The sequence below is a fragment of the Paraburkholderia sp. TE9906 genome, assembly GCF_056279605.1.
The window spans coordinates 113,883-136,593 of sequence record NZ_JBWCCT010000008.1 but is presented as its reverse complement, the minus strand read 5'-3'; the positions used below and the strand labels follow the sequence as shown (position 1 = coordinate 136,593).

At 65.3% G+C, this 22,711-nt stretch carries 22 protein-coding genes; 19 read left to right on the top strand and 3 right to left on the bottom strand.

Features of this window, described 5'->3' with window-relative positions:
• Positions 1 to 153: 153 nt before the first annotated feature.
• From motA to ACZ9H4_RS22480, 19 genes are all read left to right on the top strand, one after another.
• A complete protein-coding gene (motA, locus tag ACZ9H4_RS22570; protein WP_408140147.1) occupies positions 154 to 1,014 on the top strand; it encodes a flagellar motor stator protein MotA in 861 nt (286 codons plus the stop codon).
• Positions 1,015 to 1,035: 21 nt separating this feature from the next.
• Complete coding sequence (gene motB, locus ACZ9H4_RS22565; RefSeq protein WP_408140149.1) at positions 1,036 to 2,043, top strand: flagellar motor protein MotB; 1,008 nt, start codon at positions 1,036 to 1,038, stop codon at positions 2,041 to 2,043.
• A gap of 85 nt (positions 2,044 to 2,128) precedes the next feature.
• Entirely contained in the window at positions 2,129 to 2,506 is a 378-nt protein-coding gene (locus ACZ9H4_RS22560) for a response regulator (protein ID WP_408140151.1), read from the top strand.
• An 87-nt stretch (positions 2,507 to 2,593) separates the two neighbouring features.
• Positions 2,594 to 4,924 (top strand): chemotaxis protein CheA, encoded by a 2,331-nt coding sequence (gene cheA / locus ACZ9H4_RS22555; protein WP_476120948.1) that lies wholly within the window; start codon positions 2,594 to 2,596, stop codon positions 4,922 to 4,924.
• A gap of 87 nt (positions 4,925 to 5,011) precedes the next feature.
• Positions 5,012 to 5,548, top strand: coding sequence for a chemotaxis protein CheW (locus ACZ9H4_RS22550; RefSeq protein ID WP_168662452.1), 537 nt, complete (start codon positions 5,012 to 5,014; stop codon positions 5,546 to 5,548).
• Between the two features lie 62 nt (positions 5,549 to 5,610).
• Entirely contained in the window at positions 5,611 to 7,500 is a 1,890-nt protein-coding gene (locus ACZ9H4_RS22545; RefSeq protein WP_476120945.1) for a methyl-accepting chemotaxis protein, read from the top strand.
• A 16-nt stretch (positions 7,501 to 7,516) separates the two neighbouring features.
• A complete protein-coding gene (locus tag ACZ9H4_RS22540; protein ID WP_476120943.1) occupies positions 7,517 to 7,708 on the top strand; it encodes a hypothetical protein in 192 nt (63 codons plus the stop codon).
• Positions 7,705 to 8,694, top strand: coding sequence for a CheR family methyltransferase (locus tag ACZ9H4_RS22535; protein WP_408140160.1), 990 nt, complete (start codon positions 7,705 to 7,707; stop codon positions 8,692 to 8,694). Before ACZ9H4_RS22540 ends, ACZ9H4_RS22535 begins: the two co-directional genes overlap by 4 nt.
• A complete protein-coding gene (gene cheD / locus ACZ9H4_RS22530; protein WP_476120941.1) occupies positions 8,691 to 9,404 on the top strand; it encodes a chemoreceptor glutamine deamidase CheD in 714 nt (237 codons plus the stop codon). The genes ACZ9H4_RS22535 and cheD overlap by 4 nt, the downstream gene beginning before the upstream one ends.
• A 5-nt stretch (positions 9,405 to 9,409) precedes the next feature.
• The gene (locus tag ACZ9H4_RS22525; protein WP_408140163.1) at positions 9,410 to 10,507 is read left to right on the top strand and encodes a protein-glutamate methylesterase/protein-glutamine glutaminase; all 1,098 of its coding nucleotides are present in this window, start codon (positions 9,410 to 9,412) and stop codon (positions 10,505 to 10,507) included.
• A 61-nt stretch (positions 10,508 to 10,568) separates the two neighbouring features.
• Positions 10,569 to 10,964: a chemotaxis response regulator CheY gene (gene cheY, locus ACZ9H4_RS22520; protein ID WP_168662462.1), complete on the top strand. Its 396-nt coding sequence runs from the start codon at positions 10,569 to 10,571 to the stop codon at positions 10,962 to 10,964.
• A gap of 1 nt (position 10,965) precedes the next feature.
• On the top strand, positions 10,966 to 11,676 hold the full coding sequence (gene cheZ, locus ACZ9H4_RS22515) for a protein phosphatase CheZ (RefSeq protein WP_408140165.1): 711 nt from the start codon (positions 10,966 to 10,968) through the stop codon (positions 11,674 to 11,676).
• A gap of 316 nt (positions 11,677 to 11,992) precedes the next feature.
• The gene (locus tag ACZ9H4_RS22510) at positions 11,993 to 12,541 is read left to right on the top strand and encodes a DUF2844 domain-containing protein (protein WP_408140166.1); all 549 of its coding nucleotides are present in this window, start codon (positions 11,993 to 11,995) and stop codon (positions 12,539 to 12,541) included.
• A gap of 14 nt (positions 12,542 to 12,555) precedes the next feature.
• The gene (locus ACZ9H4_RS22505) at positions 12,556 to 13,866 is read left to right on the top strand and encodes a DUF3443 domain-containing protein (RefSeq protein WP_408323226.1); all 1,311 of its coding nucleotides are present in this window, start codon (positions 12,556 to 12,558) and stop codon (positions 13,864 to 13,866) included.
• A 177-nt stretch (positions 13,867 to 14,043) separates the two neighbouring features.
• Positions 14,044 to 15,255, top strand: coding sequence for a flagellar biosynthesis protein FlhB (flhB, locus tag ACZ9H4_RS22500; RefSeq protein ID WP_408140170.1), 1,212 nt, complete (start codon positions 14,044 to 14,046; stop codon positions 15,253 to 15,255).
• Entirely contained in the window at positions 15,252 to 17,354 is a 2,103-nt protein-coding gene (gene flhA, locus ACZ9H4_RS22495; protein ID WP_408140172.1) for a flagellar biosynthesis protein FlhA, read from the top strand. Before flhB ends, flhA begins: the two co-directional genes overlap by 4 nt.
• Before the next feature lie 343 nt (positions 17,355 to 17,697).
• Positions 17,698 to 19,662 (top strand): flagellar biosynthesis protein FlhF, encoded by a 1,965-nt coding sequence (gene flhF, locus ACZ9H4_RS22490; protein ID WP_476120938.1) that lies wholly within the window; start codon positions 17,698 to 17,700, stop codon positions 19,660 to 19,662.
• Positions 19,655 to 20,524, top strand: a complete 870-nt coding sequence (locus tag ACZ9H4_RS22485) for a nucleotide-binding protein (protein ID WP_408152775.1) — start codon at positions 19,655 to 19,657, stop codon at positions 20,522 to 20,524. Before flhF ends, ACZ9H4_RS22485 begins: the two co-directional genes overlap by 8 nt.
• Before the next feature lie 28 nt (positions 20,525 to 20,552).
• Complete coding sequence (locus ACZ9H4_RS22480) at positions 20,553 to 21,287, top strand: RNA polymerase sigma factor FliA (RefSeq protein ID WP_121316010.1); 735 nt, start codon at positions 20,553 to 20,555, stop codon at positions 21,285 to 21,287.
• Positions 21,288 to 21,340: 53 nt separating this feature from the next.
• Here the strand turns inward: ACZ9H4_RS22480 and ACZ9H4_RS22475 are convergent, their stop codons facing one another.
• The 3 genes from ACZ9H4_RS22475 to ACZ9H4_RS22465 form a co-directional block, all read right to left on the bottom strand.
• Positions 21,341 to 21,751, bottom strand: coding sequence for a type II toxin-antitoxin system HicB family antitoxin (locus ACZ9H4_RS22475; RefSeq protein ID WP_408140178.1), 411 nt, complete (start codon positions 21,749 to 21,751; stop codon positions 21,341 to 21,343).
• Positions 21,748 to 21,930 carry a type II toxin-antitoxin system HicA family toxin gene (locus ACZ9H4_RS22470; protein ID WP_408140181.1) on the bottom strand — a complete coding sequence of 61 codons (183 nt, stop codon included), beginning with the start codon at positions 21,928 to 21,930 and terminating at the stop codon, positions 21,748 to 21,750. The genes ACZ9H4_RS22475 and ACZ9H4_RS22470 overlap by 4 nt, the downstream gene beginning before the upstream one ends.
• Before the next feature lie 303 nt (positions 21,931 to 22,233).
• Entirely contained in the window at positions 22,234 to 22,683 is a 450-nt protein-coding gene (locus ACZ9H4_RS22465; RefSeq protein WP_408152776.1) for a flagella synthesis protein FlgN, read from the bottom strand.
• Positions 22,684 to 22,711 lie beyond the last annotated feature (28 nt).

The window sequence follows — 22,711 nt, the reverse complement described above, 5'->3', positions numbered from 1 at the left end:
TCACGCCGTACGTCGCGCACGCTTGCCGCGGCGGTTGAGCAGCTCTCTGGTTTACACCGCAGCGGCCAGCCGCTTTTCCGTCAAAGTTTTCTGCTCCGTTGCCGTAAACCAGATTAACGACGGTCACCGTCGCTTCTTTGTGAGGGCTCGGCAGTGCTGATTTTCGTGGGAACACTCGTGACGCTTTTGTCCGTTTTCGGCGGTTACGCGCTGGAAGGCGGCCATCTCGGCGCGCTGCTGCAGCCCGTTGAAGTGCTGATGATCGTCGGCGCCGGTCTCGGCGCGTTCATTCTCGGCAACGGAATGAAGACCATCAAGGCGACGGTGCGCGTCATCCCGACCCTCTTCAAGGGTGCGAAGTACAACAAGGACGTCTACATGGAGCTGATGGCGCTCCTCTACGTCCTGCTGGCGAAGGCGCGCAAGGAAGGCACGCTGACGCTGGAAGCCGACATCGACGATCCGAGCAAGAGTCCGATCTTCACCCAGTACCCGAAGATCCTCGCCGACAAGCACATCATCGAGTTCCTGACCGACTACCTGCGCCTGATGGTGGGCGGCAACATGAACGCGTTCGAGATCGAAAGCCTGATGGACGAGGAGATCGAAACGCATCACCAGGAAGGTGAAGCGCCCGCGCATGCGCTGAACAAGGTCGGCGACGCGATGCCGGCGTTCGGGATCGTCGCCGCGGTGATGGGCGTGGTGCACACCATGGCCTCGGCCGACAAGCCGCCCGCGGTGCTCGGCGAGATGATCGCTCAGGCGCTGGTCGGCACCTTCCTCGGCATTCTGCTTTCGTACGGCTTGATCGGACCGCTCGCGAGCGTCGCCGAACAGCGCGTGACCGAGTCGACCAAGATGTTCCAGTGCATCAAGGTGACGATTCTCGCGAGTCTGAACGGCTACGCGCCGGCGATCGCCGTCGAGTTCGGCCGCAAGGTGCTCTTCTCGACCGAACGCCCGTCGTTCGCCGAGCTGGAAGAGCACGTGCGCCGCGTCAAGGCGAAGTAAAGGGCGCCGGGAACCGAACCGATGAGCAAGGACAAAGACCGCGCCATTGTCGTCAAGCGCTCCGCGCCGAAGAAAGCCGGCCACCACGGCGGCGCGTGGAAGCTCGCGTACGCGGACTTCATGACCGCGATGATGGCGTTTTTCCTGCTGATGTGGCTGCTGAGTTCGGCGTCCACGGTGCAGTTGCGGGGCATCGCCGATTACTTCAACCAGCCGTTGAAGATCACGCTGTGGGGCGGCGACCGCAGCGCGGAAGATTCGAGCATCCTGAAGGGCGGCGGCCGCGACATCTCGACCGACGCGCAAGGCGTGACGCGCTCCACCGACGGCTCGAGCAGCCGCGCCGAGCGGACTGTCTCGCATAACAACGAAGACTCGATGAAGCAGTTGCAGGGCGAACTGGAGCGCCGCGAGCAGGTCCGCCTGCACGATCTGCAGGTCAAGCTGATGGCCGCGATCGAAGCGAATCCGGTGCTGCGCCAGTTCAAGCAGCAAATCCGCATCGACTCGACGCTGACCGGCCTGCGCATCGAGATCGTCGACTCGCAGAAGCGGCCGATGTTCGCGACTGCGAAAGACCAGGTGGAGCCGTACATGCGCGACATTCTGCGCGAAATCGGTCACACGCTGAACGACGTGCCCAACCGCATCATCGTGCAGGGGCATACCGACGCCGCGCAGTACGCGGGCGGCGAGAAGGGCTACAGCAACTGGGAACTGTCCGCGGACCGCGCGAATGCGTCGCGTCGCGAGCTGATCGGCGGCGGCATGGACGAAGCGAAGGTGATGCGCGTGCTCGGCCTTGCGTCGACGCAGAACCTGAACAAGGCGGACCCGATGGACCCGGAAAACCGCCGCATCAGCATCATCGTGTTGAACAGGAAGTCGGAGGATGCGCTCAATCATGACGACTCCACCACGACCACCCTGTCGGACGACGCAGCCGGCTCCAAGCCGCTGCTGCAAAAACTTGCGCAGCCGGTGACGGTTGCACCGAAGTTGCCGGCGGTGGTGCCGGCGGCCCAGTAACAGACAGCGGTCGCCCCACCGGAGCACGCGCCCTGATGGCGCGCACGGCGAGGCGATCCCAAGCGTTAAGTGCAGCGAGGTTTCAATGATCAGGCACATCCTGGCAATCGACGATTCGGCATCGATGCGGCAAATCCTGGCCGCGACGCTGACGACAGCGGGCTACGAAGTCACGCTCGCGGCAGACGGCGACGAAGGGCTGGAAAACGCCCTCGCGATGTCGTTCGACCTCGTGCTGACCGACCAGTATATGCCGGGCAAAACCGGTCTCGACCTGATTACCGCGCTGCGCGGCAACCCCGCTTACCAGGCGACGCCCATCCTCGTCCTCACGACGGAATCGGGCGAGCCGTTCAAGGCTGCGGCGCGGGCGGCGGGCGCGACCGGCTGGATCGAAAAGCCGCTCGACCCCGATCTGCTGACCGAACTGGTGGCGGCGTTGGACGAGCCGGATCCGGCGTAAGCGCCCCCTTAGACATGTTATAGAAAGCGCTCGGCGCGGCGGCATGGCAGCCCAAGCCCAGACAGGAACTCTCGCGGTGACCCAGGCATGACACTCGACATCACTCAGTTCTATCAGACCTTCTTCGACGAAGCGGACGAACTGCTCGCGCAGATGGAGCAGTTGCTGCTCAATCTCGATATCGCCCATCCGGACCCCGAAGACCTCGCGGCGATTTTCCGCGCGGCGCATTCGATCAAGGGCGGCGCGGCGACCTTCGGCTTCACCGCGCTGACGGAGACGACTCACATTCTCGAATCGCTGCTCGATCGCGCGCGCAATAACGAACTCGTGCTGCGCAAGGACATGATCGACACGTTCCTCGAAACCAAGGACGTGCTGTCCGGCCAGCTCGCCGACTATCGCGCGAGCGCCGAACCGGACGCGGCAGTGGCCCGCGCGATTTGCGCGAAGCTCGAACAGTTGCATGCGGAGAGCCGCTTCGGCGGCGCGCCGGCCGAGGCGCATGCCTCATCCGACGCGGTGCCTCAGGCCGTGGCGACAGCACAAGTCGAAGCACAAGCAGCAGAAGTACAACGCGGCACCCCGCCCGAGCACGTCGTCGAACAGGCGGTGGAGGCGGCGGGTGAATGGACTGACGGCGAACCGGCACAGACCGGGCAAGCCGCGGAGGCAGGCATTGTCGGCGGCAGCGCCGACAATGCCGGTCCCCATCTGAAAATTACGCTACGGGGCGTTGGTGAGAAGGACCAGGAACTGCTGGCCGAAGAGCTCGGCAACCTGGGCAACATCGTCGGGCAGGTCAAGAGCGGCGGCGATCTGATGCTGTGGCTCGCGACCGACGTACCCTCCGACGACATCATCGCCGTGTGCTGTTTCGTGATCGACGAAAGTCAGATCTCGATCGGCCGCGGCACCGCACCGGCGGACGAGATGCAGCAAGGCGAACCTGGAACGCCCGACGCTGTCGCCTCGACCCCGGTGCAAGCAGCACAGGCAACACCGGCAGCACACGCGGTTCAGGCGGACCTGGCAGCCTCACCGGCGGGCGGCAACGCTGCGTCCGCCGGGGCGGCGACGCAAGGGCCGTTCGACGCGCCGGCGGCATCGGCAACATCGGCAGCCGCGGCGTCCAACCAGGCGCTCGCGGCAAGCGCGCCGTCGGGCACGGCCGCGCCCGCCGAACACGACCGCAAAGCGGCGCGTCCGGCGGCTGCGGCAGCAGGCGCCGAAGGCAGCTCGATTCGCGTCGGCGTCGAAAAGGTCGATCAGCTGATCAACCTGGTCGGCGAACTGGTGATCACGCAGGCAATGCTCGCGGAAACCACCAGCACGTTCGACCCGGCGCTGCACGATCGCCTCTTCAACGGCATGGCGCAGCTCGAGCGCAACGCGCGCGATCTGCAGGAAGCGGTGATGTCGATCCGCATGATGCCGATGGATTACGTGTTCAGCCGCTTCCCGCGTCTCGTGCGCGATCTGGCGGCGAAACTCGGCAAGGAGGTCGAACTCGTCACCTTCGGTCAGGCGACCGAACTCGACAAGAGCCTCATCGAACGGATCATCGATCCGTTGACGCACCTCGTGCGCAACAGTCTCGACCACGGCATCGAAACCGTGGAGGCGCGGCGCGCGGCGGGCAAGGATTCGACCGGGCAACTGGTGCTGTCGGCGGCGCATCACGGCGGCAACATCGTCATCGAAGTGAGCGACGACGGCGCGGGTCTGCGCCGCGACAAGATTCTCGCGAAGGCGGCCAAGCAGGGCATGCAGGTCAGCGAAACCATGACCGACGAAGAAGTCTGGAACCTGATCTTCCTGCCGGGCTTCTCGACGGCGGAGCAGGTCACGGACGTGTCGGGCCGTGGCGTCGGCATGGATGTGGTGAAGCGCAACATCCAGTCGATGGGGGGTCACGTCGAAATCACCTCGCACGCCGGCAAGGGCAGCACCACGCGAATCGTCCTGCCGCTCACGCTGGCGATTCTCGACGGCATGTCGGTGAAGGTCGGCAGCGAGATTTTCATTCTGCCGCTGAACTTCGTGATGGAGTCGCTCCAGCCCCAAGCCGAGGACATCTATACGGTGGCCAACGGCGAGCGCGTGGTGCGCGTGCGCGGCGAATATCTGCCGCTCGTCGCCTTGCACGAAGTGTTCAACGTCGAAGGCGCGAAGCAGGAGCCCACGCAAGGCATCGTCACCATCATGCAAACCGAGGGGCGCCGCTTCGCGATGCTGATCGACGAGCTGGTGGGACAGCAGCAGGTGGTCGTGAAGAATCTCGAAACGAACTACCGCAAGGTGCACGGCATTTCCGCCGCGACCATTCTCGGCGACGGCAGTGTCGCGCTGATCGTGGACGTGGCGGCGCTGAACCGCGAAACACGCAACGCGCACGGCGCGATGAGCCTCGCATGATGACCGTGACGCGCGCGGAACGCGCACGGCACACAGTATTCGCAACACTCATTCAACTTATTTCATCCCAACCGTTTGGGGGCTAACGTGGCAGAAGTCCAATCCATCAATTCGAGCGGCGCGAACGCGAACGGTACGAGCAGCCGCCGCCACGCGCAGCAGGCGGACGCCGGCGGTCAGGAATTCCTCGTCTTCACGCTCGGCGCCGAAGAGTACGGCATCGACATCCTCAAGGTGCAGGAAATCCGCGGCTACGACAACGTCACGCGGATCGCCAATGCGCCCGAGTTCATCAAGGGCGTGATCAATCTGCGCGGCATCATCGTGCCGATCGTCGACATGCGCATCAAGTTCCATCTGGGCCGCGTCGAGTACGACCATCAGACGGTCGTGATCATCCTGAACGTCGCGCATCGCGTGGTCGGGATGGTGGTCGACGGCGTGTCGGACGTGCTGACGCTCGCCACCGATCAGATCATGCCGGCGCCCGAATTCGGCGCGACGCTCACGACCGAGTACCTCACGGGGCTCGGCACCGTCGACGGCCGCATGCTGATTCTGATGGACATCGAAAAGCTGATGACCAGCCGCGAAATGGCGCTGATCGAAACGCTTGGCGTCTAAGCGGCACACAGCGCGAACACGACGGCCAGGCGGAAAAGAGAGATAGGTAAGGGAGCGAGAAGATGCTGAACAGGTGGTCGATCCGCACGTCGCTGACGATGGTGGCGGTCGTTCTGGTTGCGCTGACCGTGACGGTCGGCGCCCTCGGGCTAAGCGCGTTGAATCGCGCGAGCGAGGCGCTCGATCGCATCGCGCGCGGCGATCTGGTGGCGATTCACGCACTCGACGACGCGGCCTCGTACCTGTTGCGCTCGCGTCTCGCGGTGGACCGCTTCAACACGCTGTCGGCCGCGGGCAATGCGGACGAAGCGAAGAAAGCGATCGACCGCGCGCAGGAACTGCTCGCGAAGGGCAACCAGAGCTGGCAGACCTATCTGGACGCACCGAAACCCGGCATCGATCAGGCCTTGCTCGACGACGTGCTCGCCAAGCGCACGGAGGTGATGCACGAGGGTGTCGAGCCGGAGTTCGCGGCGCTGAACGCGAACGACATGGCCGCATATCACGCGATCGCCGATACGAAGATCAGTCCGATGTTCATCGCGTACGACGCGGCGTCGGCGGCGGTCGTCAAGGCATTGCAGCAAGGCGTGACGCAGCAGCAGGAGAGAGCGCAGACCAACGCGTCGCTGATGATGACGCTGATCGTCGCGGTGACGGCGTTCGCGTTGCTGCTGGTGGTGGGCATCCGCTTCGCGCTGCGCGGGCTGATCGTGCAGCCGCTGAAAGACGCGACGGACTGCTTCGAGCGGATCGCCTCGGGCGATCTGTCCGAGACGATCGAGGTGTACAGCCGCAATGAGATCGGCCGTCTGTTCGATGGCATCAAGCGGATGCAGCAGAGCCTGTCGACGATGGTGAAGGCGGTGCACGGCAGCGCCGAATCGATCGACACCGGCGCGCGCGAAATCGCGATGGGCAACACCGATCTGTCGCAGCGCACCGAACAGCAGGCCGCGTCGCTGCAGGAAACCGCATCGAGCATGGAGCAGTTGACCGGCACCGTCCGGCAGAACGCCGAGAACGCGCGTCAGGCGAGCCAGCTCGCCGTCAACGCGTCCGACATCGCCACGCGCGGCGGCGACGTGGTGAGTCAGGTCGTCACGACGATGCAGGGTATCGCGACCAGCTCGAACAAGGTCGTCGACATCATCGGCGTGATCGAAGGCATTGCGTTTCAGACCAATATTCTCGCGCTGAACGCGGCGGTCGAAGCCGCGCGCGCCGGCGAACAGGGCCGCGGCTTCGCGGTGGTGGCCGGCGAAGTGCGCAGCCTCGCGCAGCGCAGCGCGAGCGCCGCGAAGGAAATCAAGGAACTGATCGGCGACTCGGTCGACAAGGTGCAAAGCGGCTCGACGCTGGTCGGCCGCGCGGGCACGACGATGGACGAGATCGTGCAGGCGGTGCGCCGCGTGACCGACATCATGGGCGAAATCAGCGCGGCGTCCGAAGAGCAGTCGGGCGGCATCGAGCAGGTCAACCGCGCGGTCGTGCAGATGGACGCAGTCACGCAGCAGAACGCGGCGCTCGTTGAGCAGGCGGCGGCGGCCGCCGCGTCGCTCGAAGACCAGACGCGTCAGCTGCAGGCGGTGGTGAACGGCTGGAAGGTGGCCGGCGGCCAGACGCGCGGCGGCGCTGCGGCGGTGCGTCCGCAAGCGGCAGCGCGTGTGAACGGCGGCGTCGGCTCGCAGTCGGGTAAAGCCGTGGCGCAAGCGTCGTCGGCGAATGGCGCGGCGCATCCGGCGGCATCAAGCGTTGCAAACGCGGCAAGCTCGGCAAGCGCAGGCACTGCGGCATCGGCAGCGAACCCCGCGCAGGCTTCAGCGAACCACGACGCAGGCGCACGCGCCGAACCGGCGCTCAAGCCGAAGACGACGGCCCGCGCCGCTGCACGTCCGGCTCCGGCAAGGCCTGCCGCGGCAGGCGCGGACGCGGATTGGGAAACGTTTTAGGACGTGGCACAAAGACATGCAGTCATTCGGCATCTCGTCCGTTGATGGGCGAATCATCGAAGCACGCTGGTTCAGCGTGTCGCGGGCCGACTGCGTGTTGGCAAAACTCGCGGGCGGGCGCGACCCCGCGAACACAACCGTTTCCGCCCTGACGTTTTCATCGGGCGGCAAGCGGAATGGCTCGTATCGCAGGCAGGAATTGACATGATGGCAACGCGCGCACAGCAACGACCAGGACGGGCGAGTCCCGAACGGGTCACGCCCGATCGGGCGGAGTCGGGCAGGTCGAGCGAACAGGCACGAGACTTCGAATTCACGTCGGCGGATTTCGCTCGCATCCGCGAACTGATTCACCGCAGCGCGGGCATTTCGCTGTCGGATCACAAACGCGACATGGCGTACAGCCGCCTCGCGCGCCGCTTGCGCGCGCGCGGCCTCGACACCTTCAAGCAATATCTCGATCTGCTCGAAGCGGAAAACGATCCTGCCGAGTGGGAAGCGTTCACCAATGCGCTGACCACCAATCTCACGGCGTTCTTCCGCGAAGCGCATCACTTTCCGATTCTCGCCGACTTCGTGCCGGGTCGCGCACAGCCGGTTTCCGTGTGGTGCTCGGCGGCGTCGACCGGTGAAGAGCCGTATTCGATCGCGATGACGCTGATCGAAGCGCTCGGCGAAAGCGGCGCGCGCCAGGCGTCGGTGCTCGCCACCGACATCGATACCCAGGTGCTCGCGAAAGCCGAAGCCGGCGTGTACCAGTTCGACCAGGTGAAGCATCTGTCGCCCGAGCGGCTCAAGCGCTTCTTCCTCAAAGGCACCGGCGCGCATGCGGGAATGGTGAAGGTGCGCCCGGAAGTGCGCGCGCTGGTGCGTTTCGAACAACTGAACCTGACCGACCGCGATTACCAGTTGCGCTCGCAGTTCGACGCGATCTTCTGCCGCAACGTGATGATCTATTTCGACAAACCGACCCAGGCGCAAGTCCTCGCGCGCTTCGAGCCGCTGATGAAAGCGGGCGGCCTGCTGTTCGCCGGGCACTCGGAAAACTTCACGTACGTGACGCAGGCATTCAAGCTGCGCGGCCAGACCGTCTACGAATTGACACGCGACGCGGGCGGCGCCCGCCCTGCGTCACGCACGACGAGCGCAACGGGTAACACCGCGCACCACTCGGCGAGCGGGGTGGCAGCATGAGCAGCGCCCTGCCGATCGCATCGAATCTGTATTACGACAACCACTTCCAGCGCCCCGGCGTGAAGCTGTTGCCGAACGAGTTCTACACCACCGGAGAAGACATGGTGCTCGTCACCGTGCTCGGTTCGTGCGTCGCGGCCTGCATCCAGGATCGCACGGCGGGCATCGGCGGGATGAATCACTTCATGCTGCCCGACGACGGCGCGGACGTTGCGCAAGCCGCATCGGATTCGATGCGCTACGGCGCGTACGCGATGGAAGTGCTGATCAACGAACTGATCAAGGCGGGCGGGCGGCGCGAGCGCTTCGAAGCGAAGGTGTTCGGCGGCGGCGCGGTGCTCGCGGGCATGACGACGATGAACATCGGCGACCGTAATTCGGAATTCGTGCGCCGCTATCTGGCGACCGAAAAAATCCGCATCGTCGCCGAGGATTTGCAAGGCTCGCATCCGCGCAAGGTTGCCTTCATGCCGCGCACCGGCCAGGTGATGGTGAAGAAACTGCGCGTGCAGCAGGAAGCAGGCGTCGCCGAACGCGAACGCGCGCTCGTGCGGCAGACCCCCGAAGCCCGCGCCGAACGGCTCGCGGCGGCGCGCAAGCGCGTCGAGCTGTTCGCGGCGCCGGCCGCCGCGCGCCCGCGCATCGAGCTGTTCGGCGCGAGCCCGCGACCGATTAATTCAAACAACGCCAGAACCACAGAGGAGGCGTGAGCGCTGTGCAAAAGATCAAAGTACTGTGCGTCGACGATTCGGCGCTGATCCGCAGCCTGATGACCGAAATCATCAACAGCCAGCCGGACATGACCGTCGTCGCGACCGCACCCGACCCGTTGGTCGCGCGCGAACTCATCAAGCAGCACAACCCGGACGTGCTGACGCTCGACGTCGAAATGCCACGCATGGACGGGCTCGACTTCCTCGAGAAGCTGATGCGTTTGCGGCCGATGCCGGTCGTGATGGTATCGTCGCTGACCGAGCGCGGCAACGAAATCACGCTGCGCGCGCTGGAACTGGGCGCGGTCGATTTCGTCACCAAGCCGAAGGTCGGGATTCGCGACGGCATGCTCGACTACTCGGAAAAGCTCGCCGACAAGATTCGCGCGGCAGCCCGTGCGCGCGTGCGCCAGGCCGCGCCGGCGCAGCATGCGGCCGCGCATGCCGCACACGCCGCGCATGCGCCGGACGGCGCCGCGCCGCTCTTCAACAATCCGTTGCTCAGTACCGAGAAGCTGATCATCGTCGGCGCATCGACGGGCGGCACCGAAGCGATCCGCGAGGTGCTGGTGCCGCTGCCGCCGGACGCGCCCGCCGTGCTGATCGCTCAGCACATGCCGCCGGGGTTTACGAAATCTTTCGCGCAACGCCTCAATGGTTTGTGCCGGATTACCGTTAAAGAAGCTGAGCACGGCGAGCGCGTGCTGCCGGGCCATGCGTATATCGCTCCGGGCCACGCGCATCTGTTGCTGGCGCGCAGCGGCGCGAACTACATCGCGCATCTGTCGGACGAGCCGCCGGTCAACCGGCATCGTCCGTCGGTCGACGTGCTGTTCCGTTCGGCCGCGCAGCATGCGGGCAAGAACGCGGTCGGCGTGATTCTGACCGGGATGGGTCGCGACGGCGCCGCCGGGCTGCTGGAGATGAAAAAGGCGGGGGCGTACACCCTCGCGCAGGACGAAGCGAGCTGCATCGTGTTCGGCATGCCGCGCGAAGCGATTGCGCTCGGCGCGGCCGACGAGATCGCAGCGCTGCCGGAAATGAGCCGGCGCGTGATGGCGCGTTTGTCGTCGATGGGCGACCGCATTCAGCGGGTATGATGCGCAGCGGATGGATCGAGGCGGTCAAGCGCCGCAACAGGGAACAAGCAAAGGGAATGAAATGGATAAGGGAATGAAGATTCTGGTAGTTGACGACTTTCCGACGATGCGCCGGATCGTCCGCAACCTCCTCAAGGAACTGGGCTACTCGAACGTCGACGAGGCGGAAGACGGTCAGGCGGGTCTCGCCCGTTTGCGCGGCGGCACCTACGAGTTCGTGATCTCCGACTGGAACATGCCGAACCTCGACGGCCTCGCGATGCTCAAGGCCATTCGCGCCGACGCCGCCCTCGCGCATCTGCCGGTGCTGATGGTGACGGCCGAGTCGAAGAAGGAAAACATCATCGCGGCGGCGCAAGCCGGCGCGAGCGGTTATGTCGTCAAGCCGTTCACGGCCGCGACGCTCGACGAGAAGCTCAACAAGATTCTCGAGAAGATGGCGAAAACCGGGAGCTGACGTGAATTTGCCGACCCATGCGCCTCACGCCGAAGCGGTCGGCGAGAGTGGCGACCACGCGTCCGACCGCATTCTCGCCCGCATTGGACAACTGACGCGCACGCTGCGCGATTCGATGCGCGAGCTCGGGCTCGACAAGCACGTCGAGCGTGCGGCGGAAGCCGTGCCCGATGCCCGCGATCGTCTGAAGTACATCGCGGACATGACCGAGCAGGCTGCCGAGCGTGTGCTGTCGGCGATCGATATCGCCAAGCCGGTTCAGGAGCAACTGCAGAAGGGCGCGGGCGAACTCGACGCGCGCTGGGAGCAGTGGTACGCGGCGCCGATCGAGCGCGAGGAAGTGCGCGCGCTGATGAACGACACGCGCACCTTCCTGCGCGGCGTGCCCGAAGCGACCAGCGCGACCAACGCGCAGCTGATGGAGATCATGCTCGCGCAGGACTTCCAGGATCTGACCGGCCAGGTCATCAAGAAGATCACGGATGTCGTGTACCTGATCGAGCAGCAGCTGCTCGGCGTGCTGGTCGAGAACATCGCGCTCGAACGGCGCGAGCAGTTCGCGGCCAACGCGGCGGCGCTCGCCGCCGAGGTGTCGCCGACCGGCAGCCCCGAACATCTGCTCAATGGCCCGCAGATCAATCCGGAAGGCAAGACGGATGTGATGCAGGATCAATCGCAAGTCGACGACCTGCTCGCCAGCCTGGGCTTCTGACGCTGGCAGCGCTGGCGGGCGCCTGTCGGCCACGCGGCTTCGCCGGGCAGCCCAGGCCGGCCATTCGTTCGCCCCGCTCGGCCATCACGCATAGCAAGCCGCGCCTCCCCGCGCGCTTGCTGTCTCTGCACGCGAACCACAGGCATACTACGGGCTCAAGCAGCGGCACGGCGCTCCGGCGGATGTAGTCGTCGGCCGGTGGCTCGGTAGGGGAGACCCTTCACGATTCCTACCGCGGCGGTGCCGTATGATCTGCCTATATGCAGCCGGTTCGCGCGCGATGCGAGCCGAGCCGCAGCTCGGGAGGAGCATCGTCATGTGGAGTTTTATACGTCGCGCCGGGATCGTTACGGCGTTTGCCTTGCCCTGTTCGCTATTGGCCCTGCAGTCCGCTCACGCGGGACTGGGCGGGGCTCCGATGACGCCACCCACGGACGCATCGGTTTCTTCCCGCGTCGTCCAGCCCGGCGGCGGCATTGCCGCGTCGGCGGCCCAGAGCGTGATGCGTTCGGCATCGAGCGCCGCTTCTTCCACTTCAGCTTCCTCGTCCTACACCGTGCGTGAGACCACGCTCGGCAACGGCACCGTGGTCCGCGAATATCTCGCCGCCGACGGCGCGGTCTTCGGCATCGCCTGGCGCGGCCCGCAAATGCCGGATCTGACCGATCTGCTCGGCAGCTATTTCCCCCAATACGTGGCCGGCGTGAAGGCCGTGCGCGCGGCGCGCGGCGGTGCCCGCGGTCCTGTCAGCGTCGATGGGAGCGGGCTCGTGGTGCGCTCCGGCGGCCACATGGGCGCGTTCAGCGGTCAGGCGTGGCTGCCGCCCGCGCTGCCCGCCGGCGTCAGCGGTTCCGACATCCAGTGACGGCGAGGACGACCATGCGAACCCAGCATCCCGGTATGAACCTCAAAGGCTGGCTGCAGGCGGCCCTGGCCGTGGCGCTTCTGGCGACGCTCGCCGCATGCGGCGGCGGCGGCGACGGAGACAGCGGCAGTTCCGGCAGCGGCAATTCATCGAGCCTACTGAACGGCGGTTCGCTGCCGCCCAGCCCGAGCCAGCAGCCGATCGGCGCGACCGCCGCGAACACCACGCCGATCACGGTCGGCCAGGGCACGAACGGCGTTATCAATATTCCGACGGTCAGCGTGAAGATTTGCGCGCCCGGCTCGACGTCCAATTGCCAGACCATCAACAACATCCAGCTCGACACCGGTTCGTTCGGGCTGCGCGTGGTCGGCTCGCAGCTGAACGCGTCGGTGCTCGGTGCGCTGCCGGTCAGCAGCGTGAACGGCGCGCAGCTCGCCGAGTGCGCGACCTTCGCCGACGGCTACACGTGGGGCACGGTGCGCACCGCGACCATCGCGATCGGCGGCGAAACCACGACGGCGGCGATCCCGCTGCAGATCATCGGCGACAAGGATGCGAGCACGGTGCCCTCGCGCGGCTGCGGCAACGGTTCGGCGGAAAACACGGTCGGCGATCTGGGCGCCAACGGCATACTGGGCATCGGCACGGCGCCCTTCGATTGCGGCGCGACCTGCGCGGACCCAACGACCGCCGCGACCTACAGCAACTACTTCGCTTGCCCGGGCGGCACGTCATGCACCCGCACGGCGGTGCCGCTCACGCAGCAGGTCGCCAATCCGGTGGCCAACTTCGCGGTCAACAACAACGGCGTGATCGTGCAGATGCCGCCCGTGCCGGATGCGGGCGCGCCGTCGGCCAACGGCACGCTGGTGTTCGGCGTTGGCACCCAGGCGAACAATGCGTTGGCCGCGACGCAGGTCTTCACGACCGACGCCTTTGGCGATATGAACGACAGCACCTTCAACGGCACGACGGTGCAGGCGTTTCTCGATTCGGGCTCGAATGGCTACTTCTTCACCGATAGCTCGCTCGCGCTGTGCGGCAGCAATTTCTCGGGCTTCTACTGCCCGAACTCCGCACAGACCCGCTCGATCACGCTGGTCGGACTGAACAAGACGACCGCGAGTGTCAGTATCGGCATCGTCAGTGCGGCGACGCTGTTCGGCAACGGCAACAACAACTACGCGTTCAACAATCTCGCCGGGCAGATCGGCGGCAGCACCAGCTTCGACCTCGGGCTGCCGTTCTTCTACGGCCGTCATGTGTACTACGGCATCGACCGCACCCTGAGCGGCGGCCAGGCACCCTATGTGGCCTTCTGATGCGTAGCGCCGCAGCGTAAGACCGGACCTCCGCGCGAGCCACGCGCGGAGGTCCGCTTCATCCGTCGAAATACCCCCCTTTCTCCGCCCTTATCCGCCGATCGCCGCTTGCGTCGAGCGGGAATAATCGCTCTCACTGGAAAGAGGCGTCGTGCCTCGGCCGACTGGAGAGCTTTTGTGGCAGAGGACAGCGACCTCGAAAAAACCGAATCAGCCACTCCCCGGCGCCTGCAGAAGGCGCGCGAGGAAGGGCAGATCGCGCGTTCGCGGGAACTGTCGACGTTCGCCCTGCTGGCGGCGGGGTTCTACGGCGTGTGGGGAATGTCCGGCAGCATCGGAGAGCATTTGCAGAACATGCTGCGCGCATCGCTCACGTTCGACCACGCCAGCAGTTTCGAAACCGGCCGCATGCTGATCGGCGCGGGCGCCGCGAGCCGCGAAGGCTTCTACGCGCTGCTGCCGATTCTCGCTTTCACCGGCCTCGCCGCCTTGCTCGCGCCGATGGCGCTGGGCGGCTGGCAACTGTCGGCGAAAGGTCTCGAGCCGAAGTTCAGCCGGCTCAACCCGATTGAAGGCTTCGGCCGGATGTTTTCGATCAACGGGCCGATCCAGCTCGGCATGTCGCTCGTGAAGACGCTGGTGGTGGGCATCATCGGCGGCACGGCGATCTGGAATCGCCGCGAAGAGATTCTCGCGCTCGCCATCCAGCCGTTGCACATCGCGCTTGCCAACTCCGTGCATCTGATCGCCGTGTGCTGCGGCATGACCGTGGCCGGCATGTTCGCGGTCGCCGCGCTCGACGTGCCGTATCAGCTCTGGCAGTTCCACAAGAAGCTGCGCATGTCGAAGGAAGAGGTGAAGCGCGAGCATCGCGAAAGCGAAGGCGACCCGCACATCAAGGGCAAGATTCGCCAGCAGCAGCGCGCCATTGCGCGTCGCCGGATGATGACGCAGGTACCGAAAGCCGACGTCGTGGTCACCAACCCGACGCACTTCGCGGTCGCGCTCCAATACGCCGACGGCGAGATGCGCGCGCCGAAGGTGGTCGCCAAGGGCGTGAACCTGGTGGCCGTGCGGATCCGCGAAATTGCGGCCGAGAACAACGTGCCGCTGCTCGAAGCGCCGCCGCTCGCGCGGGCGTTGTATCACAACGTCGATCTGAACCGCGAGATTCCCGGCCCGCTGTATGGCGCGGTGGCCGAGGTGCTCGCGTGGGTGTATCAGTTGCGGCGCTTCAAAACCGAAGGCGGCGTCGCGCCGGTCGCACCGACCGACTTCGACGTGCCGCCGGAACTCGACAAGGGCGGCGTATCGGATGATGACGCCGAGCAGGAAGCCGCCGACGTACTCACCCCCGCTAACGACGACGCATCAGGAGCCTCTGCATGAACGCTCGCGCCGGTTTCCTCGCCCGACGGCCGGAAGCCTTGAGCAGCACCAATCTGCGCGCCCTCGCCGGGCCGGTGCTGATCTGCATGATCCTCGGCATGATGATTCTGCCGTTGCCGCCGTTCCTGCTGGATCTGCTGTTCACCTTCAACATCGCGCTCTCCGTGATGGTGCTGCTCGTCAGCATGTACACGATGAAGCCGCTCGACTTCGCCGCGTTCCCGAGCGTGCTGCTGTTCTCGACCTTGCTGCGGCTGTCGCTGAACGTCGCCTCGACACGGGTCGTGCTGCTCGAAGGCCACACCGGCCCGGACGCGGCCGGCCAGGTGATCGAGTCGTTCGGCCACTTCCTCGTGGGCGGCAACTTCGCGGTCGGTATCGTCGTCTTCATCATCCTGATGGTGATCAACTTCATGGTGATCACCAAAGGCGCGGGGCGGATCGCCGAAGTCTCCGCGCGCTTCACGCTCGACGCGATGCCCGGCAAGCAGATGGCGATCGACGCCGATCTGAACGCCGGCCTCATCAACGAAGAGCAGGCCAGAAAGCGCCGCTCGGAAGTCTCGCAGGAAGCCGAGTTCTACGGCTCGATGGACGGCGCGAGCAAGTTCGTGCGCGGCGATGCGATCGCCGGTCTGCTGATCATGGTGATCAACATCGTCGGCGGGCTGATCGTCGGGATGGTCCAGCACAACATGGACTTCGCGGCGGCGGGCAAGAACTACACGCTGCTGACGATCGGCGACGGGCTCGTCGCGCAGATTCCGTCGCTGGTGATTTCGACCGCGGCCGGTGTGATCGTGTCGCGCGTCGCGACCAACGAGGACATCGGCACGCAGCTCACCGGTCAGCTGTTCACGAATCCGCGCGTGCTGATGATCACCGGCTGCATTCTCGTCCTGATGGGCCTGATTCCGGGCATGCCGCACTTCGCGTTTCTGGTGCTCGGCGGCGGTCTGATCCAGCTCGGCCGCACGATGAAAAAACGCGCCGAGGAACGCAAGACCAGCACGGCGCTCGTCGACGTCGCGCCGGCCGCGCTGGCCCCGGTCGAAAACACCGAAGCGAGCTGGGACGACGTGACGATGATCGACACGCTCGGCCTCGAAGTCGGCTATCGGCTGATCCCGCTCGTCGACAAAAACTCGGACGGCGAACTGCTCAAGCGGATCAAGAGCATCCGCAAGAAGTTCGCGCAGGAAATCGGCTTTTTGCCGCCGGTCATTCATATTCGCGACAACCTCGAATTGCGGCCGAACGGGTATCGCATCGCGCTCAAGGGCGTCGAAGTGGGCGTCGGCGAAGCGTTTCCGGGGCAGTGGCTGGCGATCAATCCAGGCCAGGTCTCCGCCGCGCTGCCCGGTACGCCGACACAAGACCCGGCGTTCGGCCTGCCCGCCATCTGGATCGATACGAATCTTCGCGAACAGGCGCAGGTGTACGGCTACACGGTGGTCGATTCGAGCACGGTGGTGGCCACGCACCTGAATCACCTGGTCGTGACGCACGCGTCGGAACTGCTCGGCCGCCGCGAAGTGCAGGCCCTGCTCGAACGGATGCAGAAGGACACGCCGTCGCTGGTCGACGATCTGGTGCCGAAGACGCTGCCGCTCACGACGCTGCAGAAGGTGCTGCAAAACCTGCTGGAGGAAGGCGTGCCGATCCGTGATTTGCGCACGATTCTCGAAGCGCTCTCCGAACATGCGTCGAAGATCAGCGACGCGCACGATCTCACCGCTGCCGTACGGCTCGCGCTGGGCCGCGCGATCACCCAGCAGTGGTTCCCCGGCACCGGCGACATGCAGGTGATGGGCCTCGATTCGAATCTGGAGCGCGTGTTGTCGCAGGCGCTCTCGACCGGTGCGAATCCGGGTCTCGAGCCGGGGCTCGCAAACACGCTGCTGACGGAAACGCAGAAGGCGATGACGCGTCAGCAGAACCTCGGCTTCGCGCCGGTGCTGCTGGTGCAGCATGCATTGCGGCCGATGCTCGCGCGTTTCCTGCGCCGCAGTCTGCCGCAGTTGAAGGTGCTCTCGTATGCGGAAGTGCCGGATACGCGCAACGTGAAGGTGGTGAATCTGATCGGCGCGCACGGTTGAGATCGAAGCGCCGCCCGGTGTTCGCAATCGCACAAGCATACGTTCGCAGCATTTCGCCGGCGCCCTCGGGCGCCGGTTTTCATTTCAGCCGCTTACCCGATGCGCCCCGCGCTCGCTCCGAGGCAGACCTGCGCTTATCGCGAAAGCACCGTGCCGCGCCGCTCGAACGTCCGCTTGAAACCCGCGTGCGCGCCGCGCCGGCCGCGTTTCCATCGCGCGAATTGCCTACCTTTAACGGTCTTTATCCATCGATCGTCGCTCGACAGCTTTCGCAATAATTGATCTCAATGGGAAGCGGTGTTTTGCCGGTCCGTCAGTCCGTTTACCTCATCGGGGGTCCAGCTTGAACATTCGTAAATTTGTCGGTGCCAACAGTCGCGATGCACTGCGTCTCGTGCGTGAAGCCTTGGGCCCGGATGCAGTCGTGTTGTCCAATCGCACGATGGACGACGGCAGCGTCGAGATCGTCGCGCTGGCCGACAGCGACCTGGCAGCCATCACGCCGAAGGCTCGCCAAGGCGCCAGTGCGGCCCAGGCCGCGCCGACAAGTTCAGGTGCTGGACTGGCACTGCCCGGCGCACCGCGCGCGTTGCCTGCGATGCAGGCGAACCCGTATGCGAGCGGCATGCCCGATGTGTTTTCGTCGGTGTTCGGCGCGAGCCCCGAAGCGGGCGCTGAAACGATGCCCGCCAGCGCGCCGCTCAGCACGTCCGCGATTGAAGTGACACCGGCCGTTCCGAAAGCGGCGACGCCGAAAGCGATACCTCAGCCTCAGGCGACTGCCGCAGCAACGGCTCCGACGACCGCGTTGCCGGGCGCCGCAGCGAAGCCGGCGTCAGCCATCGGCCAACCTGTTGCGCAGCCGATCCCCACCGGACCGAGCGCCCGCGCAGCCGCCTCGCGCCTCACGGAAGACATGCGTGCCGACCTGCTCAAGGCCGCCGGTGTACCTGTCATGCCCGCCGTGCCGAAGGTAGAGGCCGCCGCGCCGCGCACGATGGCCGAATCGAATCCGTGGCTGATCGACCATGCGCGCCGCATTGCCGCCGAACAGCAGCAACAGGGCGAATACAGCGCGCGCCCCTCGGCCATGACGCCGTCCGCAGCCACCGCGAAGGGACTCGGCGCGGCCGTCGAAATCGACATGCCCGCAGCCCAGCCGGTTGCCGCCACGCCCGCGACCGACACGCCCGACTGGGCCCGCGAAGCCGCGCAAGTGGCCGCGCGCCGCAGCGCGCAAAAACTCGCGCCGGTGCAATCGGGCAACGACGAAGCGCGCACGCCGGCGGCCGTCGCCGAAGCGATCAAGGCGCGCATGGAGCAGGTCGTCAACGACACCGTGATGAACGAACTGTCGTCGATGCGCGGCATGATGGAAGAACACTTCGCCGGCCTGCTGTGGGGCGATCGTCAGCGCCGCAACCCGGCGCGCGCCGCGCTCACCAAGCACCTGTTCGCCGCGGGCTTTTCCGCGCAGCTCGTGCAGATGATGGTCGACAACCTGCCCGACGAGATCGAGACGATGGACGGCGGCATGGACTGGGTGCGCTCGGTGCTCGAATCGAACCTGCCGGTGATGGAAGACGAAGACGCGCTGATGGAGCGTGGCGGCGTGTTCGCGCTGATGGGCCCGACGGGCGTCGGCAAGACGACGACCACCGCTAAGCTCGCCGCGCGCTGCGTGATGCGCTTCGGCGCGAGCAAGGTCGCATTGCTCACTACCGACAGCTACCGGATCGGCGGCCACGAGCAGCTGCGCATCTTCGGCAAGATTCTCGGCGTGTCGGTGCATGCGGTGAAAGACGGCGCCGACCTGCAACTCGCGCTCTCCGAATTGCGCAACAAGCACATCGTGCTGATCGACACGATCGGCATGAGCCAGCGCGACCGCCTTGTGTCCGACCAGATCGCGATGCTGTGCCGCGCCGGCCAGCCGGTGCAGCGCCTGCTGCTGCTCAACGCGACGAGTCATGGCGACACGCTCAACGAAGTCGTCCAGGCGTATCAGCGCGCGCCGGATCAGCAGCCGCTCGCAGGCTGCATCCTGACCAAGCTCGACGAAGCCACCAATCTCGGCGGCGTGCTCGATGCGGTGATCCGCTACAAGCTGCCGGTGCACTACGTGTCGACCGGTCAGAAGGTGCCGGAAAACCTGTACGTCGCCACGAAGAAATTCCTGATCAAGAGCACCTTCTGCATACCGCGCGACAACTCGCCGTTCGTGCCGCATGACGACGATATTCCGGCGCTGCTGTCCGCGCTGTCAGCACGTTCGACGGCCGAGTTGCACGAGGTTCGCTTTGGATAAGCTCATTTCCGATCAGGCGGAAGGACTGCGGCGGCTGCTTGCCCGCAGCGGCGCACGCGTGATTGCGATGACGGGCGGCCCGGCCGGCATGGGCTGCACCACGGTGGTGGTCAACCTCGCCGCGGCGCTCGCGCAGCAGGGCAAGGACGTGCTGGTGGTCGACGAATGCGTGGGTGAGCGCTCGGTGAGCGCGATGCTCGGCGGCTTGCGCGGCGCCGGCAATTTTTCGGCGGTGATGCGCGGCGAGATGACGCTCGACGACGCCGCCGCACGGCACGCGCTAGGTTTTTCGGTGCTGGCCGCCTCGCGCACCAACCGCGAAGGCCACTCGGCCGCGCAGTTCAACGTGCTGCTCGGCGGTTCCGCCGACATCGTGCTGATCGACGCGCAACTCGACGAGCAAGGCTACCTGTCGCCATTCGCGCGGCAGGCGCACGACGTGATGATCGTCACGCGCGTGTCGGCGCAGGCGATCACCGACACGTACGCCTGCATGAAACGTCTGCACTACGCGCACGCGATCGCGCAGTTCCGCGTGCTGACGAACCACGTCCAAAGCGTGAACGACGCGCATACGACGTTTGCCAACCTGGCCGGCGTGGCCGGGCGCTACCTGGCGGTGGCGCTGGAAGACGCCGGCTGTATTGCCGCCGATGCGCGGATGGCGCGAGCCGAGGAGTTGTCGCGTTGTGTCGTCGATGCGTTTCCATCGACACCGGCTGCGCGCGACTTCCGCCACCTCGCCGCCGAATTGCAGTACTGGCCGATGCGGCCAGCGATGTCGTCGCAAACGCCCTGGATGGCGCCTGCGACAGTTACAGCGGCGCAACACGCCGACCAACCGTCCGCGCAGCACGCCTGAGAGGCGGCACAAGGACAAGGGGAGCACGATGTATAACGCCCAGGGAAAGATTTCCCAAGCCGAAGTTCTGACGAAGTACGCACCGCTCGTGCGTCGCCTCGGCTTGCAGCTCGTCGCCAAGATGCCGGCGAGCGTCGATCTCGACGATCTTATCCAGGCCGGCATGATCGGATTGCTGGATGCCGCTGGCCGCTACAAGGAAGATCAGGGCGCGCAGTTCGAGACCTACGCCAGCCAGCGGATTCGCGGTGCGATGCTCGACGAGTTGCGCAGCAACGACTGGTTGCCGCGTAGCTTGCGGCGCACCTCGCGCGAAGTCGAAACGGCGGTGCATAAGGTTGAGCAGAACCTGGGCCGCTCGGCGAGCGAAACCGAGGTGGCCGAGCACCTGCAAATGCCGCTCGACGAATATCAGTCGATGCTGCAGGACCTGCACGGCAGCCAGTTGATCTACTACGAAGACTTCGACCGCTCCGCCGACGACGAGCCGTTTCTCGACCGCTACTGCGTGGATCATTCCGACCCGTTGTCGGCACTGCTCGACGACAGCCTGCGCTCGGCGCTGGTGGAGGCGATCGACCGCCTGCCGGATCGCGAGAAGCTGCTCATGTCGCTGTACTACGAGCGCGGCATGAACCTGCGCGAAATCGGAGCGGTGATGGAAGTCAGCGAGTCGCGCGTGTGTCAGTTGCACAGCCAGGCCGTGGCGCGCCTGCGCACGCGGCTGCGGGAAATGGCCTGGGCGAACGCCGAGGCGAACTGAAGCGAGACTGTTCGAGGTGGGACGGGTGGCGCGCTATGCGCACACCTCGTTCTTCAGGCGTTAGCCATTTCATGTTCGGCGGCGAGCGCGAGAAAGGCCGAGCGCGACATGCCGTGCGCCTGCGCGTAAGTGTCGATCTCATGCACCAGCGCCTCGGGCAGTGAGATGTTGATGCGGATCGCTTTCTTCAGCGCCGGAATATTGCGCGTTGTCACGATGCCCCACGTGAATCCTGCGAAGCCAGGATTGAGCCGATGCTCGTCGAGCGTCCGGCGCTCGGGCAGCGGCATACCTTCGTCGATCAAGGTCTCGAGATGCGTTTCGATGGCCTCTTTCGCGTTCGCGTAGGCTTCTTCCAGCGTATCGCCCGCCGAGTGGCAGCCCGGGATGTCGGGCACCACCACGCCGAACGCATGCTTCTCGTCACCGGGCTCGATGGCGATCGGAAAGATCAGGTTTTTCATTTCAGACCCGCCTGTTTCAAAATGCTGTTCAGGGTGCCGGGCGGCAGATCCTTTTCCGGATGCGGGATGGTCACGAGACCGGGCTTTACCGCGTGCCGAAAATGATGGTGGCTGCCCGTTATCCGGACGAGTTGCCAGCCATCGGCGTGGATCAGTTTGACGACCTCGGCGCTGTTCATAGGGTACTCCCGAAACTATACACACGATTACACAACCTCGCTAGTGAGCGGAGTTTTGGCTGTGGATACGGCGCAACTCCAGAGCCGCGGCGGCGGCGGAAACTCGATTGGGGATGACATTTCAACGCGACGCGGCGTTGCGCGCCAGCTAGCCAGATGGCTAACGTTGGAGTGAGACGCAGGGCAATGAGGTGAGGGCGCCGCAATAGAAAAAGGCTCGTCGATGACGAGCCTTTTCATTCAGCAAAGGTGCGGCGCGCAGGACCAGGATCGGTGCGGCGGTCACCTGGCCGCCGATGCTTGTCAAACTCCGGCGTGCGCCGGAATCCGCCCATCGGGCCCGTAGAAGTTGTTGGCCTTGCGCGGTACGTTCACCTGCAGCGCAGCCAGCGCGCGCTGGTTGTAATCCATCCGCACGCGGATCAACTCGCCATTGTTGGTATTGGCGCGCCGGGCGCGCTCGACGGCTTTTTGCAGCAGCGACCACTGCGCGGCGAGCCGCGCATCCGAGTCGGCCGCCAGTTCCATACCGGGCCAGCCGGCCGGCAAGCCCAGCTCGGCCAGTTGCGCGTCGCGCGCGGCTTCCAGGCGTGCGAGCACGCCAATCAGTTCAGTCTTCTTTTCAACGATCGGGGGCAGTTCTTCCAGCGCCGATGAAGAGGCCAGAACCTTGGACTCGATGGTCAGGATCGAGGCGAACGCCTCGACGGTCGAATATTCGTCGATGAGGGTGGCAAGCAGGGCGTCTTTCATCTCAGCAACTCGCTGGGCACGGCGGCTC

Coding starts and splice junctions, on each gene's coding strand:
- motB (WP_408140149.1), top strand. CDS start 1,036: ATGAGCAAGGACAAAGACCGCGCCATTGTCGTCAAGCGCTCCGCGCCG.
- ACZ9H4_RS22560 (WP_408140151.1), top strand. CDS start 2,129: ATGATCAGGCACATCCTGGCAATCGACGATTCGGCATCGATGCGGCAA.
- cheA (WP_476120948.1), top strand. CDS start 2,594: ATGACACTCGACATCACTCAGTTCTATCAGACCTTCTTCGACGAAGCG.
- ACZ9H4_RS22545 (WP_476120945.1), top strand. CDS start 5,611: ATGCTGAACAGGTGGTCGATCCGCACGTCGCTGACGATGGTGGCGGTC.
- ACZ9H4_RS22540 (WP_476120943.1), top strand. CDS start 7,517: ATGCAGTCATTCGGCATCTCGTCCGTTGATGGGCGAATCATCGAAGCA.
- ACZ9H4_RS22535 (WP_408140160.1), top strand. CDS start 7,705: ATGATGGCAACGCGCGCACAGCAACGACCAGGACGGGCGAGTCCCGAA.
- cheD (WP_476120941.1), top strand. CDS start 8,691: ATGAGCAGCGCCCTGCCGATCGCATCGAATCTGTATTACGACAACCAC.
- cheY (WP_168662462.1), top strand. CDS start 10,569: ATGGATAAGGGAATGAAGATTCTGGTAGTTGACGACTTTCCGACGATG.
- ACZ9H4_RS22510 (WP_408140166.1), top strand. CDS start 11,993: ATGTGGAGTTTTATACGTCGCGCCGGGATCGTTACGGCGTTTGCCTTG.
- ACZ9H4_RS22505 (WP_408323226.1), top strand. CDS start 12,556: ATGCGAACCCAGCATCCCGGTATGAACCTCAAAGGCTGGCTGCAGGCG.
- flhA (WP_408140172.1), top strand. CDS start 15,252: ATGAACGCTCGCGCCGGTTTCCTCGCCCGACGGCCGGAAGCCTTGAGC.
- ACZ9H4_RS22480 (WP_121316010.1), top strand. CDS start 20,553: ATGTATAACGCCCAGGGAAAGATTTCCCAAGCCGAAGTTCTGACGAAG.
- ACZ9H4_RS22475 (WP_408140178.1), bottom strand. CDS start 21,751: ATGAAAAACCTGATCTTTCCGATCGCCATCGAGCCCGGTGACGAGAAG.
- ACZ9H4_RS22470 (WP_408140181.1), bottom strand. CDS start 21,930: ATGAACAGCGCCGAGGTCGTCAAACTGATCCACGCCGATGGCTGGCAA.
- ACZ9H4_RS22465 (WP_408152776.1), bottom strand. CDS start 22,683: ATGAAAGACGCCCTGCTTGCCACCCTCATCGACGAATATTCGACCGTC.